Source organism: Microvirga arsenatis (genome assembly GCF_009910705.1).
Lineage (GTDB): Bacteria > Pseudomonadota > Alphaproteobacteria > Rhizobiales > Beijerinckiaceae > Microvirga > Microvirga arsenatis.
Genome location: NZ_JAAAXJ010000011.1, coordinates 50,082 through 65,544, shown reverse-complemented (window position 1 = coordinate 65,544; position 15,463 = coordinate 50,082). Strand labels below are relative to the sequence as shown.

Here is a 15,463-nt window from a genome sequence, read left to right as displayed (position 1 = left end):
GAGATAGGCTCATGTCGGCAGGGAGTCAAGTCGCCTGCCGCAAAGCAAGGCCCGGAAAAGAGGGCCTTGACGCGTCATAGGGGCAGGTCATGATCGTTTCATGACCGACTTGGAAGCCATCGGCAAGACCTGCTTTGCCCTCCATGCCCGCATGACGGCCCGGCTGCTCAGCCGGACCTACGAGGCGGCGCTGCGGCCGTTGGGCCTGAAGCTCCCCCAGTTCGGCATCCTGGGCGCCATCGGTCATGGAACGACCGCGTCCGAAACCCTCCTCGCGGAGCGGCTCGGACTGGAACGCACCACCCTCGTGAGGAACTTGAAAGTCCTGACCGAGAACGGCTGGATCGAGCCGATCCCGGGCGAAGGGCGTGGCCTGCGGCACAGGCTGACACCTGCGGGACAGGCCATTCTGGAAACCGCCATTCCCCTCTGGCAGCAGGCTCAATCGCAGCTGGAAGGTCGTCTCAAGGACATGGATGCCGAGGAGGCCCGCCGAGCCATGCGGGCATTGCGAAAAGCCACATACCCCTCCTGAGAGCCATTGCACGAGGCCGGCTCCTCGCGTACTGTGTATATGCACAGATGGAGACGGCAATGGTTGAGCGGGTTCATGGGATCGTATCGCGGGATGTGCTGACGGCCGAACCGGGCCTTGCTTTCCTGCGTGGCATGCTTGAGGGCCGCTATCCGGCTCCTCCCTTTTCCCGATCCACCAATGTCTACATGACCCATGTGGAGGAAGGCCGGGTCACATTCGAAGGTGAGCCGACGGAAAGCTTCTTCAACCCGCTCGGCACCATCCATGGCGGCTGGACCTCCGCCATCCTCGACAGCGCCATGGCCTGTGCCGTCCACACTACCCTCGCCGCCGGCCAGGGCTATACGACGGTGGAGATGAAGCTCAACTTCGTCCGGCCGATCCTGCCGAACACCGGCAAGGTGAGGTGCGAGGGCGTCCTCGTCCATCGCGGAGGCACGCTCGCCACCTCGGAGGGCAAGCTCTTCGATGCCAAGGGCCGGCTTCTGGCCCATGGCACCGAGACCTGCATGATCTTCGATGCGACGGCCCGGAAAGCCGCCTAGCGCTTCGACGTGAGCATGGCCGCGGCGACGATCAGAACGCCGCCGCCCATGGTCGCCCAGGTCGGGACCTCGCTGAACACCCCGTAACCGATCAGCACGGCCCAGATCAGGGCGGTGTATTCGAGCGGGGCGAGGCGCGCCGCCTCGGCCTTGGCGTAGGCCGTGACCATGAGCATGTGGCCCATGAAGCCCAACAGGCCCATGAGCATGAACCAGCCCATATGCATGATATCGAGCGGCTGCCAGACGAAGAGCGCGAAGGGCGCGACCAGCACCGCCGGGCCGGCATTCTGGAAGACGACGATGTGGAGGAACTTGTCCCGCTGGGCCCGCTGGCGCAGCAGCACGAGGCTGAGCGCGTAGGTGACCGCGGATGTCAGCGCTGCCGCGACCCCGCCCCAGGATCGCGCCGCATTCGCCTCCTCGGTCTGTCCCAGGACGACGATGAGCGTTCCGGCGAAGCCGATGGCGATGGCTCCGATGATCCGGGCATCGACCCTCTCCTTCAGCATCAGGAGCCCGAAGAGGGCGATGAACATGGGGGAGAGAAACGACAGGACCAGGGTTTCGGCCAGGGGCAGCTGGCCCAGCGCATAGAAGAAGCTGACGGCGGTCACCACGGCAATGACGGAGCGGACCGCGTTCGCCGCGACCGTTTCCCGGCTCGGCCAGCCCGGCCGCATGACGGAGACGACGCCGGCCACGATAAGGGTGCCGCAGGCGAAGCGCAGGAAGGCGACCTGGAAGATGGGGTAGAAGGCAGCCATCCCTTTGATGACCGCATCCATGATGGACAGAACCGCGATGCCCGCAGCCGCCCTCAGGGCGGGACCGAATCTCATGATCTCACGACGAAGTGATGGGCGGCGTCCGGGATGAGCGCCGACGAAGGCAAGGCTCTTACAGCACTTTGCCGAGGGCTTCATCCCACTTTTTCAAACATCGACAGGAAAGGGGTCCTGACCGGCGCACGTAAATTCATGCGGCTTGGCGGAAACAAAAGCCGCGCTTGCCGTTTATTCTGCAAACACAGCTATAGGATAAACCGATGCGCGTTTGGACTCCTTGCTCTGCAATGCTTTTGGCCGTCCTCCTGCCTGCCGCGGCCTCCGCGCAGCCGCTCGCCAGGAACGGTCACTTCTACGGCAATACCTACATCGCGCCGAGCTACGACTATCCCTATGCCCGCACGGAAGACGGCTATAGGGAGGATTATCCTCTCGTCACCCGCCCGTCATCGCGCCGGGCCAGTGTCGCAGGCTATCCCTCCGACGTGCGCACCACCGGCAGCGTCGTGGCCTCGCTCCCGCAGGACTATGGAAATACCGGCGGCTACGACAACAGCATCGACTACGCCATCGCGCCGCAGTTTCAGCGCCAGATCGTGTCCTACCGCGGCACTGAGCGTCCGGGCACCATCGTCGTCGACACCAACAACAGGTTCCTCTATCTCGTTCAGGAAGGCGGCCGCGCCATCCGCTACGGCATCGGCGTCGGCCGCGAAGGATTCGAGTGGAGCGGACGCCAGACCGTATCCATGAAGCGCGAATGGCCCGACTGGCGCCCGCCGGCGGAGATGCTGCGTCGCCGCCCCGATCTGCCGCGCTACATGGAAGGCGGCCCCGACAATCCGCTCGGCGCCCGCGCCCTCTATCTCGGCTCCTCGCTCTACCGCATCCACGGCACCAACGAGCCGCACACCATCGGCCAGGCCGTTTCCTCCGGCTGCATCCGCATGCTCAACGAGGACGTGGTCGACCTCTACAACCGCGTGAAGGTCGGGACGCCCGTGATCGTGATCTGACGGCGCCGCTGAACGACAGCACATGACATGGACGTGGCCGGGCTCGCCCCGGCCATCTTCTTTTGGAAAGCGCCCGGTTCTGATGCACGCGGCTGAGGGCGGGCGCTCCCCGTGAGCATCGGCGAAACGGGTTAAGCCCAGTCCCCCTCGTCTCCCCCGTCGCCGCCGAAGTCGGAGAAGTCCTGCTGGCTGTCCTGCGGCGCCTGGTAGAGGGAGTCCGTGATGTTGCCGAGGCCGCCGGCATCGGCCGCCTGATCCGCGCCGCCGAGTCCGGCCAGGGACGAGGCATCGCTCAGGGGGTTGTTCTCGCCGCTGAAGGCATGAGTCAGGGCATTGGCGATCATCATGCCGCCGGCGACGCCGGCTGCCGTCGAGAGGGCGGTGCTCAGAAAGCCGCCTCCGCCGCGCTGCATCATGCCACCGCCCCAGGGACCGGGCGCACCGCCCATCATGCCGCCCTGCGGCGCACCGTAATGATGCTGATGCGGATGGTGCTGCGGCTGGCTCCAGGGTGATGCCGGACGCGTCGGCGGGGTGTTGTAAGCAGGCCCCGGCGGCCGTGACCCGCCTCCGAAGATGCTGGCGAGAAAGCCCCCGCCCTGCGGCCGGCGGCTCGCCTGCTCAAGCTCCGAGCGCAGGTGCTCGTTCTCGGCCTGGAGATTGGCCAGTGCCTGCTCCTGAACGAAGATCGCCTGAGCCATCGCATAGGGGGCATAGGGCTGCTGGCGCAGCTTCTCGGCGATGAAGCGCTCGGCCTCCGGATCGCGCGGCTGATTCGCCACCTGCTCGAGGCGTCGGAAGATGTCGCTGATGACCTGGCGTTCCTGATCGTTCATGGCAAGCCTCCTTCTGGGATATCGGAGACAGATGTAAGCATAGCCTTCGCGTTTGTTAGGGGTGCGTGAGACCCAGTCTACGCATATTCCGCAGAGCCTGCGGAGCCAGCGCCTCCAACGCGTGGAGTTCCCGCCAGGCGGCCCCATGCACCTCGCGCAGGTCGGGCCGGAGGTTATCCACCGTTTCCGCTCGGACCACATAGCGGATGTCGTGATGCCAATGCTCGGGCTCGTCCCGGTCGGGTCTCGCCGGGATCCGGTGCGTGTCGACGTCGATGGGGATACCGGATAGCCGATGCCAGGGATCGAGGCAGAGGCCGTCCATTCCCGTCTCCTCCGCCGCCTCGCGCAGGGCCGAGCCCGCCAGATCGTCAGGCGGCTCGTAATGCCCGCCCGGCTGCAGCCACCGCCCGAGGGAGCGGTGATGGATCAGCAGGATTCTCCTCCCCTCCGCATCGAGGATGAAGGCCGAAGTGGTGACATGGCCGGGGAAGGTGCGGCGGAAATGAATGCTGTCCCCGCGGGCGATCTGCCGCCTCAGGAGCGCATGCCTGTCCTCGGGAACGCCGAAGGCTCGTGCATGCTCGTCCAGGAGGGTTTGAACATGCGCGCGAAAAGCGGCTGGGTCGAAACTTGTACCGAAGGGAGGCTCCAAGACACCCTGCCTTTTCCTGAACGCGGCAATGCTCCTTGCGCAGCGGGTGCGCCTCTCATTCATCCCACGGGTGAATTCGCCAAACAAGAAGCCCCGCATCTCTGCGGGGCTCTAAGGTGCCTGCTATTCGGCATCCGGCGATTTGAGGGGCCGGACATTGGTCTCGATCTCCTCCTCGTCGAGGAGGGCGGGATCGTCCTCCGTGGTGTCGAGACGGGTCTTCTTGCGCAGGGCGACGTATTTCTTCTGGATCTTGGTGCGGCTCTCGCGCGCGATCTCGAGGGCGCCCTGCACGAGGGAGCGCTCGGCCTTCTCGTTCTGCAGCTCCTCCGTGAGGCGGCGGTTGGCAGCCTCGAGCGCGCTGCGCTCCTGCTCGAAGCGCTTGGTGAGCTGGTCGATGCGCTCGGTGAGGCTCGCCACCTTGTTGTCGGAGCTTTCGATCTGGAAATCCTTGGCCGCGATGGCCTTCCCCAGCATTTCGACGCGCTCCTGCAGCTCGATGCGCGAGCGCTGGAGCTCGTTGACCATGGCCACCTGCCGCTCGACCTCCTGCTGGGTGGCTTCCAGGCGGCGCTCCAGGGTGTTCTTCTCGATGGTGGTCTCTTTCAGGGAACGTTCGACCCCGCGCAGCGCCTCGTTCTTGTCGCGCAGCTGATCGCGGGTATGCGCCAGGATCTTGTCGGTGGCCGACAGGCGCGAGTTGAGCCCCTCGATCTTCATGTCCAGGGCGGAGATGTCGGTCTGGTGCGCCGAGCGCTCGGAATCGATCTGGGTTTCGAGGCGCTGGCGCAGCACCTGCTCGGCCATGAGCTTGGTCTCGAGCTCGGAGGCGCGCTGGCGCGTGGACTCGAGCTGCGTCTCCAGCTCGGCATAACGGTTGGACAGGCTGGAGAGCCGGTAGTTCTGCTCCTCCGCCACCTTCTGCAGCCGCTTGACCTCGTGATCGAGCAGGCCGTTCCGCTCGCGGGTCTCGATCAGCTCGCGCTCGGCGCGGGCGACCGTCTGGTCGGCCTCCTGCGCCTCGAGGCGCAGGGCCTGGTTCTCTTCCGTGATGTTGCGGGCGCGCTCGGTCTCGATGGAGAGCTGGTTCTCCAGGTCGGCGACGATCGCCTCCTTGTCCTTCACGTTCAGCCGCAGGTCCTCGATGTAGGAATCCTGCTCGCGCACCTTGGCCTCCGCCTTGCGCAGCTGCGAGACGGCGGCGGTGAGGTCGTCGACCGTTCGGGCATGGAGGCTGTTGAGATCGGCGAGTTCCCGGCGGAGGGTCTGGGTGGTCTCGGTCTCCTGCTTGAGCACCGCTTCCGTCTCGAGGAGCCGGGACTGGAGCTGCGGGTAATGGCGGATGAGATCGTTCACCGGCTCGCTCAGGAGGGCGAAATCCTCCTTGAGGCTGCGGATCTCCTCCAGCCGGTCGATCATGTTGGCGAAGCGGACCCGGATCAGCTCGTTCTTCTGGCCGACCGAGTCGAGCATGCCGTTGGGACGCACGACAGGTGGCTCTCCCCTTTCAGGGGGAGCGGCGGCCGGCGCAGACGCCGTTTCTGACATAGCGCCATTCCCCGGCGGAGAGGCCGGTGCCGCCTCGTCCTGCTTTTTTCCGAAACGGTTCCGGAAAGACGTCCAACCCGAAGACATCGTGCCGCCCTTACGCTCTCTCGAAATTTACCCTTTCCTTACCTTTTAGCGCAGAGCCGCCCGGTTCGGAAACAAAATTTCGTTGCGTAAGAAGGTAGCAGGCCTATTCTGCGGCAGTGGTTAACGGCTGGGTCGGGCGCTTCCCGAAGCCCGCCGCCTCCAGGGCTTCAGGCATGGGGCCGCCGGTCGCCCAGTCGAGAAGCTCGACCGTATGGACGATGGGGATTTCGGTTCCTTTACCGATCTGGGTCATGCAGCCGATATTGCCGGTGGCGATGAGATCGGGCTTGGTTCGCTCGATATTGGCGACCTTGCGGGCGCGGAGCTGGGAGGCGATTTCCGGCTGGAGCAGATTGTAGGTACCGGCCGAGCCGCAGCAGATATGCCCTTCCGGCACGTCCTTCACGGTGAAGCCCGCCTGCTTCAGCAGGGTCTTCGGCTCGGTGCGGATCGCCTGCCCGTGCTGCATGGAGCAGGCCGAGTGATAGGCCACCACGAGGTCCGACTCCCGCACCGGCTCCATCAGCGTGAGGGACGTGACGTATTCGGTGACGTCCTTGGCGATGGCGGAGACCCGGGCCGCCTTCTCGGCATAGGCCGGATCGTCCCGGAACATGAAGCCGTAATCCTTGATCGTCGTGCCGCAGCCGGAGGCGGTGATGACGATGGCATCGAGCCCCTCGCCGTCCATCTCGGCGATCCAGGCGTCGATGTTGCGCCTGGCGAAACCATGAGCGTCCTCATCTCGGCCCATATGGTGGACGAGGGCACCGCAGCACCCCTCCCCCTTGGGCTGAACCACATCGACACCATGGCGATTGAGGAGGCGGATGGCGGCCTCGTTGAATCCCGGCTTGAGCACCGGCTGGGCGCAGCCGGACAGGATCGCCACCCGGCCGCGGCGCTCCCCATGCGCCTTGAAGGTGCCGGGCTGTTCGAAGGGCGAGCGGGCCGGCACCCGCGCCGGGGCGAGCTCGATCATCGCCTGCAGGCGATTGCCGAGCAGCGGCAGGGCGCCGATGAGTCCCTTGAACGGCTTGGCCAGCATCGCTGCGCCAAGCGCCGCGCGGAAGCGGGCCGGATAGGGCAGCACGGTGGCGAGAACCCAGCGCAGGAGCCGGTCGTGCCAGGGCCGCGTGTAGGTGGCCTCGATATAGGCCCGGGCATGGTCGACGAGGTGCATGTAATGCACGCCCGACGGGCAGGTGGTCATGCAGGAGAGGCAGGAGAGGCAGCGGTCGATGTGCTTCACCACTTCAGGCGAGGCAGGTTTGCCGCTCTCCAGCATGTCCTTCATCAGGTAGATGCGCCCGCGCGGGGAATCGAGCTCGTCGCCGAGCAGCAGATAGGTCGGGCAAGTGGCGGTGCAGAAGCCGCAATGCACGCAGGTTCGGAGGATCTTCTCCGACGCCGCCATGGCGGGGTCTTTCAGCTGATCTGGGGTGAAATTGGTTTGCATGACGGATCAAAAATAGCTTTCTGCCAAAGGCCGGCTTCAGAATACGCTGACTGCACGCATTGACTACACCCCTGCATACATCCGCCCAGGATTGAGGATCCCCGCCGGGTCGAACGAGACCTTGATTCCGCGGGTCAGCCTCATCAGGGCCTCGGGCTGCGGCTCGAACACATCGACGGCCGAGCGCACCTCGGCGGGTGCCCGCACGAGGGTGGCGTGGCCGCCGAAGGTTCGGGTGGCCTCGCGCAGGATCGCAGCGCCCGCGTCGCCTTCGAGCGGCGTCGAGATCCAAAGGAGCCCGCCGCCCCAATCGTAGAACCACTGGGCATCGAGAGCTTGGGCGACGTGGGCGGCAAGATCCGGCCCCTTGGTCGGCGCGGTGGAGACGCGCCAGATCGCGCGTTGGCCCTGATCGGTCAGGATCGTTGCATCTCGCACCGATTGCCAGAGCGCCTCAGCTCCGACACCTTCGAGAATGTCCATGAACCGGAATCGCTTCAGCTGGCGCTTGAGCTCGTTCATGCGATAATCCACCGAGACCCTGAACCCTTCGAGCCGGATCAGCGTACTGCCGCCGCGCCGGTCGCGGTCTGGCAGATGCGCCGCACCCGTCACGTCGAACGGCGATCCGAGAGCCGTGGACAAGGCCTCGATGGCCTGCCGGTCGTCGAGGCCGCGAATGACGAGAGTCGCCATGCGCTCGGGCTTCGGCAGCACCTTGAACGTGACCTCCGTGAGAAAGCCGAGCGTCCCCCAGGAGCCTGCCATGAGCTTCACGAGGTCGAGCCCCGTGACGTTCTTCATCACGCGCCCCCCGGACTTCACCACCTCGCCGCGCCCGTTGACGAAGCGCACGCCGATGAGGCTGTCGCGCGCCGCCCCCGCCATGATGCGGCGCGGGCCCGAAATGTTCATCGCCGCCACGGCCCCGATGGTGGGCTCGCCCTTCGTTCCGAGCAGATAGCGGTAATCCATGGGCTCGAAGGGCAGTTCCTGCCCCTTTGCGGCGAGCACCCGCATGACCTCCAGCACCGGCGTGCCGCTGCGGGCCGAGATCACCAGTTCGGCCGGCTCGTAGAGCGTGATCCCGGTGAGACCCGAGGACGAGATCGAGGCGTCGGTCTGGTTCGGGCGTCCCATCGGCGCCTTCGTGCCGTTGCCGGACACGTTCAGCAGCGTGCCCTTGTCGGCCGCCTCGCGGATGATGATGGAAGCGTCCTGCTCGTCGCGGGGAGTATGAACGGTCACGCGGCGAACCTTCCTTCGAGCGGGAACACTTTTGCGGGATTGAGCAGCCAGCGGGGATCGAACACGCCGCGCACCCGCATCTGCTGCTCGAGATCGACCGCATTGAACTGATAGGTCATCAGATCGCGCTTCTCGATACCCACCCCATGCTCTCCGGTGAGGCAGCCGCCGACCTCGACACAGAGCTTCAGGATGTCCTCACCCGCCTTCTCGGCCTTCTCCATCTCGCCCGGCACGTTGGTGTTGAACATGACGAGCGGATGCAGGTTGCCGTCGCCGGCATGGAACACGTTGGCGACGCCGAGCCCGTAGGATTTCACGATCTCGTCGATGCGACGGAGCACGTAAGGCAGCTGCCCGGTCGGGATGGTGCCGTCCATACAGATATAGTCGGCCACGCGTCCCGTCGCACCGAAGGCGGATTTGCGGCCCTTCCAGATCGCCGCGCTCTCGGCCTCCGACTGCGAGACCTTCATGGTCTTGGGCTTGAACGGTTCCGCGATGGCGACGATGCGGCGGAGCATGTCGTCGATCTCCGCATCCGAGCCCTCGACCTCCACGATCAGCATGGCCTCCACGTCGAGCGGGTAGCCCGCATGGGCGAAGGCCTCGCAGATCTGGATGGCGGGCTTGTCCATGTATTCGAGCGCCACCGGGATGATGCCGGCGCCGATGATCGCCGCGACGCAGGCGCCCGCATCCTCCGCCTTCTCGAAGCCGAAGAGCGCGGGGCGCGCGCCTTCCGCCGCGCGCAGGATCCGCACCACGGCCTCCGTGACGACGCCGAGTTGGCCTTCCGAGCCGCAGATCAGACCGAGAAGGTCGTAGCCAGGGCTGTCGAGATGCTCGCCGCCGATCTCCACCACCGTGCCGTCGAGGAGCACCATGGTGACGCCCATCAGGTTGTTGGTGGTCACGCCGTATTTCAGGCAATGGGCGCCGCCGGAATTCATGGCGATATTGCCCGCGATCGTGCAGGCGAGCTGGCTCGACGGGTCGGGGGCATAGAAGAAGCCCTCGTGCGCCACCGCCTGGCTGATGGCGAGATTCGTGATGCCCGCCTGCACCCGGGCCGTGCGATTCTCGAAGCTGATGTCGAGCACCCGGTTCATCTTGGCGACGCCCAGCACGATGGCGTCCTCCTGCGGGATCGCGCCGCCGCACAGGGACGTACCCGCCCCGCGCGGCACCACCTTCACCCCCTGCTGATGACAGAAACGCAGAATGCTCGAGACCTCCTGCGTCGTGGAGGGCAGGACGACGGCCAGCGGCATCTGGCGATAGGCGGTAAGCCCGTCGGTCTCAAAGGCCCGGCGCTCGTCCTCGGAGACGATCAGGGCCTCCGACGCGACAAGGCGCCCCAGCCCCTCGATGATCTCCCTCCGGCGCGCCAGAACCGCCTCGTCCGGTTTCGGAAATGCAATGGTCATGGCCCCTCCTGCAGGGTCGTGGGCTGCACCCGAGGCATGGCTACCTTGGCCATAAGGCGCCTTTTCCCGAGGGCGTCGTCCACATAATGTAGAATCTCTCTAGGATGCGACAGGTGTCCAGCAAAGGAGTTTTTGATGCGTTCCTTCGTACTACCCGCCGCCCTGCTGCTCGCCGGGCTCGGATCTGCCCAGGCCCAGGACGCGGCCAATGGCGAGAAGGTGTTTGCCCAATGCAGGGCCTGCCATCAGGTCGGCGAGACTGCCAAGAACGCCGTCGGCCCGGTCCTGAACGGCCTCTTCGGGCGCAAGGCAGGAATGGTTGAAGGCTACAACTACTCTCCGGCCAACAAGAACTCGGGCCTGACCTGGGACGAGGCCACGTTCCGGGATTACATCAAGGACCCGCGGGCCAAGATTCCCGGCACCAAGATGGTTTATGCGGGCCTGAAGGACGAGCAGCGCATCAATGACCTCGTCGCGTACCTCAAGCAGTTCGACGCCTCGGGCAAGAAGGTTCAGTAGGCGCCCGCTGTCCCCGACAGCCGCTCCGGTCATCCGGGGCGGCTCTTCGCGGGCCCAGGCCGCTCCAGCCCGGGACAGAACATCCTCTTGACCCGACCCGATCAGGAATGATGGTGATAGGGTCAAACCACCGGAAAGCTCTTCAGCAGTGCCCGTTCCCTCCAAGCCCCGTGTCGGCCTCTTCGTCACCTGCCTCGTCGATCTGATGCGCCCCTCCGTGGGCTTCGCAGCCGTGAAGCTCCTGGAGGAAGCCGGCTGCATCGTCGACGCGCCCGTCCAGACCTGCTGCGGACAGCCGGCCTACAACTCGGGCGACCGAGGCACGACCCGCGACCTTGCGATGCAGGCGATCGAGGCCTTCCAGGGCTACGATTACGTGGTCGCGCCCTCCGGCTCCTGCGCGGGCATGATCAAGGCGCATTACCCAGAGCTCTTCGAAGAGGATCCGAACTGGCGCGCCAAGGCCGATGCCCTGGCGGCCAAAACCCATGAGCTGACGAGCTTCCTGGTGGACGTGCTCGGCGTCACGAAGGTCGATGCCTCCTTCGCCGGGGCCGTGACCTACCACGATTCCTGCTCGGGCCTCCGGGAGCTCGGCGTGAAGGCTCAGCCGCGCAGGCTACTGGCAAGCGTCGAGGGCCTCACCCTCGTCGAGATGAAGGACAGCGACGTCTGCTGCGGCTTCGGCGGCACCTTCGCGGTGAAATACAGCGACATTTCCGGCGCCATCGTCGAGGCCAAGGCCAGGAACGTGGAGGCATCCCAGGCCCCCACCCTGCTCGCAGGCGATCTCGGCTGCCTCATGAACATGGCGGGCAAGCTCAGCCGCGACGGCAGCCCCGTCCAGGTGCGCCACGTGGCGGAGGTCCTGGCCGGCATGACCGACGAGCCGGCGATCGGCGTCGCCCGCAACCCGGCCGCGAAGTAGAGGCCCGCCATGACCGTTCAGTCCACCTCCCCCCAGTTCAAGCAGAACGCCACACGGGCGCTGAACGACGCGCAGCTGCAGAGGGCGCTCGGCAACGTGAAGCAGGGCTTCATCGACAAGCGCCAGATGGCCGCCGACAAGCTGCCGGAATTCGAGGCGCTGCGGGACTCGGCACGCGACATCAAGAACCATACGCTTGAGCATCTCGACCTCTACCTCGAAGCCTACGAAGAGAAGGTGAGATCGTCGGGCGGGCATGTGCATTTCGCCCGCGACGCGGCGGAAGCCCGCGAGATCATCTTGAGCATCTGCCGCGAGGCCGGCGCGAAGACAGTGACCAAGGGCAAGTCCATGATCTCCGAGGAGATCGGGATCAACCACCACCTGGAAGCGAACGGCATCACGCCCGTCGAGACCGATCTCGGCGAGTACATCATCCAGCTGCGCAACGAGCTGCCGAGCCACATCATCGCGCCCGCCGTCCACCTCAATGCAACGCAGGTGGAGGAGGATTTCCGGCGCGTCCATACGCATCTCGACGCCAAGCGCGACCTCTCCGAGCCCGTGCAGCTCCTGACCGAGGCGCGCGCCGTGCTGCGCGAGCGCTTCCTCGCAGCGGATGTGGGCATCACCGGCGCCAACTTCCTCGTGGCCGAGACCGGCACCTCGATCATCGTCACCAACGAGGGCAACGGCGACCTCACCCAGATCCTGCCGAAGACGCATATCGTGCTGGCCTCCATCGAGAAGCTCGTGCCGACGCTGGAGGATGTGAGCCAGTTGCTGCGCGTGCTCGCCCGCTCGGCCACGGGCCAGGAGCTCTCGGTCTACACCACCTTCTCCACCGGCCCACGCCGCAGCGCCGATGCGGATGGGCCGGAGAACTACCACGTGGTCATTCTCGACAACGGCCGCTCCTCCATGCTCGGCACGGCCTTCGAGGAGATGCTGCGCTGCATCCGCTGCGGCGCCTGCATGAACCATTGCCCGGTCTATCATGCGGTGGGCGGGCACGCCTATGGCTGGGTCTACCCCGGCCCTATGGGGGCCGTTCTCACGCCGTCGCTGATCGGCGTCGACAAGGCGGGCCACCTGCCCAACGCCTCCACCTTCTGCGGGCGCTGCGAGAGCGTGTGCCCCGTGCGCATCCCGCTGCCGAAGCTCATGCGCCACTGGCGCGAGCGGGAGTTCGAACGGCACCTGACGCCCGCGACCGTGCGCTCGGGCCTAAAACTCTGGGGCTTCTTCGCCAAGCGCCCGGCCCTTTATCGTCTTGCAACCCGCGCGGCCATGGGTGCCCTGGCCCTCGCCGGTCGCCGGCACGGGCGCTTCGCCTGGCTGCCGATGGCGAAGGGCTGGACGAAGGTGCGCGATTTCCCTGCCCCTCAGGGCGAAACGTTCCAGCAGCGCTGGAAGCGAGAGCGCAAGGGAGCCTCCGCATGAGCTCCCGCGACGACATCTTCGCCAACATCCGCCGCTCGCTCGGCGTGAAGGGCAGCGAAACCATCCGGCAGCAGATCGTGGCCGACCGCCTCGAGCGTTCGCCAAGGGGCGTGATCCCCAAGCGCGGACAGGTCTCGGGCGAGGAGAGGATCGCGCTGTTCAAAACCATGGTCGAGACTTCGCTGGCGACGGTGACGGAAGTCGCCTCCGCCGCTGAGGTGCCGCAATCCATCGCGCTGTTCCTGCGCAACCACAATCTGCCCGCGACGCTCCGCATGGGCGACGATCCGCGACTCAAGGCCATGCCCTGGGCGGACACGGCGCTCGAGATCGCGCATGGACCGAGCGAGGGCCGCGATCTGAACGCGGTGAGCCATGCCTTCGGCGGCATCGCCGAATCCGGCACGCTTGCCATGGTCTCAGGTCCTGAGAACCCATCCACCCTGAACTTCCTGCCCGACAACCACATCATCGTCGTTTCGGCCAAGGACATCGCGGGCGACTACGAATCCGTCTGGAACAGGATCCGCTTCGCCTATGGCAAGGGCTCCATGCCGCGCACGGTGAACTTCATCACCGGCCCGTCCCGCTCCGGCGACATCGAGCAGACCCTGCTGCTCGGCGCCCACGGACCGCGGCGCCTGCATGTGGTGGTGGTGCGGGACTGACTCACTCCTGATTCGACAAGCTTTCCGGCTGGGCCATAATCTCACGAAAGGCAGCCGTAACGCTTGGAGCTTCGGAATGTCCATTCCGACACTGATCTTCCGCACCATCCGCTGGTCGGCCTGGGACGGCTACGAGGCGGGGCTGGAGCATGTGGACATCCGCCCAGCCGATGGCGGGCTCGACATCTCCGGCGTGGTGATCGCCCAGGAGGATGAGACCCAGTTCGGCCTGTCCTACCGTCTCAAGCTGGATGCCCTGTGGCACACAAGGGAGGTTCAGTTGAGAACCACCTCCGGTCACGCGCTGCACCTGGAGAGCGATGGTCGAGGGCACTGGCGGGAGAGCGGCAAGGACCGGCCAGACCTCCAGGGCTGCATCGACGTCGACATTCAGGCGACCCCGCTCACGAATACCCTCCCCATCCGGCGCCTCGATCTCGACACCGGAGAGAGCATGCAGATCCGCCTCTGCTACATCTCGCTGCCTGATCTGATCGTCTCGGCAGCCGGCCAGCGCTACACGGCGCTCGAGGCCGGTTCCCTCTATCGGTTCGAGAGTCTGGAGGACGGGTTCACCGCAGACCTCCCCGTGGATGAGGATGGCTTCGTGAGAGATTACCCGGGCTTGTTCAAGCGCCTGGGCTGACCATTCTCGCTCAACCGTGACATCTCGGCACAGGAGATAGTGCTGGCGCTTTGCCACTGTCTGGGCTAAGTCTTTGAAATCGCATGTAGTTTTTAGTCATTCTAAACTAGAACAACAAATGATCGTCTGCTCCTGCAACATCCTCTCCGACGGCGATGTGAAGGCCTGCCTCAAGCCGGGGCCGGACTGTCCCCGCACCCCGGCGCAGGTCTATCGCTGCCTCGGCTGCAGCCCCGATTGCGGGCGCTGCGCACGGACGATCCGCGCCATCATGGACAAGGCTCTCGCCGAGGCTGGCGTGGAGCCCGTCGCCGCCTGCCGGCGCGGCTGCTGTCCCACCGCCCTCGAAAAAGCGGCCGCCGAACCCACTCTTTGAACAAATAGGCTTCCACCCTAGTTCACAAATCCTCTAAAGAGTCGTTTGGCGCATCCGGCGCCGTATGGACGAGAGGGTTAGGATGAAGGGTGATCCCAAGGTAATCGAGTATCTCAATCGCGGCCTGCGCAGCGAGCTGACGGCGGTCAACCAGTACTGGCTGCACTACCGGCTCCTGGACGACTGGGGCTACAAGGAGCTTGCGAAGACCTGGCGCAAGGAATCCATCGAGGAGATGCATCACGCGGATCGCTTCATCGAGCGCATCATCTTCCTCGAAGGCTTCGCCAACCTGCAGGTGCTCGATCCCCTGCGTATCGGCCAGAACATTCAGGAAATCCTCGAATCCGACCTCGCCGCGGAATACGAGGCCCGCAACCTCTACGGCGAGGCAGCCGCCTATTGCGACAGCATCGGCGACCGGGTGTCCAAGAACCTGTTCGAGGAGCTGATGGCAGACGAGGAAGGCCATATCGACTTCCTCGAGACCCAGCTCAACCTCGTCGAGCAGATCGGCCTCGAACTCTACGCCCAGAAGCACATCGGCGGTCTCGAAGACGACCACTGACGATCACTTATAAAACCAACCTCATCCTGAGGAGGCGCGGAGCGCCGTCTCGAAGGAGTTTCCAGAGAGCACTGGAGGCGCCCCATCCTTCGAGACGGACCTGACGGTCCTCCTCAGGATGAGGATCGTAGAGAAACTGAAGGCCTGCCCACGGCGGGCCTT

General features: G+C 65.3%; 17 protein-coding genes. 10 read left to right on the top strand and 7 right to left on the bottom strand.

What is annotated here, in order from left to right:
• Positions 1–100: 100 nt before the first annotated feature.
• The gene (locus GR303_RS18015) at positions 101–535 is read left to right on the top strand and encodes a MarR family winged helix-turn-helix transcriptional regulator (protein ID WP_161724682.1); all 435 of its coding nucleotides are present in this window, start codon (positions 101–103) and stop codon (positions 533–535) included.
• 59 nt (positions 536–594) lie between these two features.
• Positions 595–1,083 (top strand): PaaI family thioesterase, encoded by a 489-nt coding sequence (locus GR303_RS18010; RefSeq protein WP_246205688.1) that lies wholly within the window; start codon positions 595–597, stop codon positions 1,081–1,083.
• On the opposite strand, the gene GR303_RS18005 is transcribed toward GR303_RS18010, so the two are convergent.
• Positions 1,080–1,925, bottom strand: coding sequence for a DMT family transporter (locus GR303_RS18005; protein WP_161724688.1), 846 nt, complete (start codon positions 1,923–1,925; stop codon positions 1,080–1,082). The genes GR303_RS18010 and GR303_RS18005 overlap by 4 nt on opposite strands.
• 233 nt (positions 1,926–2,158) lie before the next feature.
• On the opposite strand from GR303_RS18005, the gene GR303_RS18000 reads away from it, so the two are divergent.
• Positions 2,159–2,887 carry a L,D-transpeptidase gene (locus tag GR303_RS18000; protein WP_161724691.1) on the top strand — a complete coding sequence of 243 codons (729 nt, stop codon included), beginning with the start codon at positions 2,159–2,161 and terminating at the stop codon, positions 2,885–2,887.
• Between the two features lie 131 nt (positions 2,888–3,018).
• On the opposite strand, the gene GR303_RS17995 is transcribed toward GR303_RS18000, so the two are convergent.
• The 6 genes from GR303_RS17995 to GR303_RS17970 all read right to left on the bottom strand — a co-directional run bounded on the left by GR303_RS17995 (position 3,019) and on the right by GR303_RS17970 (position 10,150).
• On the bottom strand, positions 3,019–3,723 hold the full coding sequence (locus GR303_RS17995; RefSeq protein ID WP_161724694.1) for a DUF2076 domain-containing protein: 705 nt from the start codon (positions 3,721–3,723) through the stop codon (positions 3,019–3,021).
• Between the two features lie 55 nt (positions 3,724–3,778).
• The gene (locus GR303_RS17990; RefSeq protein ID WP_201752126.1) at positions 3,779–4,378 is read right to left on the bottom strand and encodes an NUDIX hydrolase; all 600 of its coding nucleotides are present in this window, start codon (positions 4,376–4,378) and stop codon (positions 3,779–3,781) included.
• Between the two features lie 123 nt (positions 4,379–4,501).
• Positions 4,502–5,866 carry a chromosome partitioning protein ParA gene (locus GR303_RS17985; protein ID WP_161724699.1) on the bottom strand — a complete coding sequence of 455 codons (1,365 nt, stop codon included), beginning with the start codon at positions 5,864–5,866 and terminating at the stop codon, positions 4,502–4,504.
• Between the two features lie 250 nt (positions 5,867–6,116).
• Positions 6,117–7,472, bottom strand: coding sequence for a glycolate oxidase subunit GlcF (gene glcF / locus GR303_RS17980; RefSeq protein ID WP_161724701.1), 1,356 nt, complete (start codon positions 7,470–7,472; stop codon positions 6,117–6,119).
• Between the two features lie 63 nt (positions 7,473–7,535).
• Positions 7,536–8,720 carry a glycolate oxidase subunit GlcE gene (gene glcE / locus GR303_RS17975; protein WP_161724704.1) on the bottom strand — a complete coding sequence of 395 codons (1,185 nt, stop codon included), beginning with the start codon at positions 8,718–8,720 and terminating at the stop codon, positions 7,536–7,538.
• On the bottom strand, positions 8,717–10,150 hold the full coding sequence (locus GR303_RS17970) for an FAD-linked oxidase C-terminal domain-containing protein (protein WP_161724707.1): 1,434 nt from the start codon (positions 10,148–10,150) through the stop codon (positions 8,717–8,719). The genes glcE and GR303_RS17970 overlap by 4 nt, the downstream gene beginning before the upstream one ends.
• A 135-nt stretch (positions 10,151–10,285) precedes the next feature.
• Between GR303_RS17970 and GR303_RS17965 the strand changes: the two genes are divergently transcribed.
• The 7 genes from GR303_RS17965 to bfr all read left to right on the top strand — a co-directional run bounded on the left by GR303_RS17965 (position 10,286) and on the right by bfr (position 15,301).
• Positions 10,286–10,672, top strand: coding sequence for a c-type cytochrome (locus tag GR303_RS17965; RefSeq protein WP_161724710.1), 387 nt, complete (start codon positions 10,286–10,288; stop codon positions 10,670–10,672).
• A 148-nt stretch (positions 10,673–10,820) separates the two neighbouring features.
• Positions 10,821–11,600 (top strand): heterodisulfide reductase-related iron-sulfur binding cluster, encoded by a 780-nt coding sequence (locus GR303_RS17960; protein WP_161724713.1) that lies wholly within the window; start codon positions 10,821–10,823, stop codon positions 11,598–11,600.
• Between the two features lie 9 nt (positions 11,601–11,609).
• Positions 11,610–13,043, top strand: coding sequence for a LutB/LldF family L-lactate oxidation iron-sulfur protein (locus GR303_RS17955; RefSeq protein ID WP_161724716.1), 1,434 nt, complete (start codon positions 11,610–11,612; stop codon positions 13,041–13,043).
• The gene (locus tag GR303_RS17950) at positions 13,040–13,711 is read left to right on the top strand and encodes a LutC/YkgG family protein (protein ID WP_161724718.1); all 672 of its coding nucleotides are present in this window, start codon (positions 13,040–13,042) and stop codon (positions 13,709–13,711) included. The genes GR303_RS17955 and GR303_RS17950 overlap by 4 nt, the downstream gene beginning before the upstream one ends.
• Before the next feature lie 76 nt (positions 13,712–13,787).
• Positions 13,788–14,357, top strand: a complete 570-nt coding sequence (locus tag GR303_RS17945) for a putative glycolipid-binding domain-containing protein (RefSeq protein ID WP_161724719.1) — start codon at positions 13,788–13,790, stop codon at positions 14,355–14,357.
• A 118-nt stretch (positions 14,358–14,475) separates the two neighbouring features.
• Entirely contained in the window at positions 14,476–14,733 is a 258-nt protein-coding gene (locus GR303_RS17940) for a (2Fe-2S)-binding protein (RefSeq protein WP_161724722.1), read from the top strand.
• Positions 14,734–14,815: 82 nt separating this feature from the next.
• Positions 14,816–15,301, top strand: a complete 486-nt coding sequence (gene bfr, locus GR303_RS17935; RefSeq protein ID WP_161724725.1) for a bacterioferritin — start codon at positions 14,816–14,818, stop codon at positions 15,299–15,301.
• Positions 15,302–15,463 lie beyond the last annotated feature (162 nt).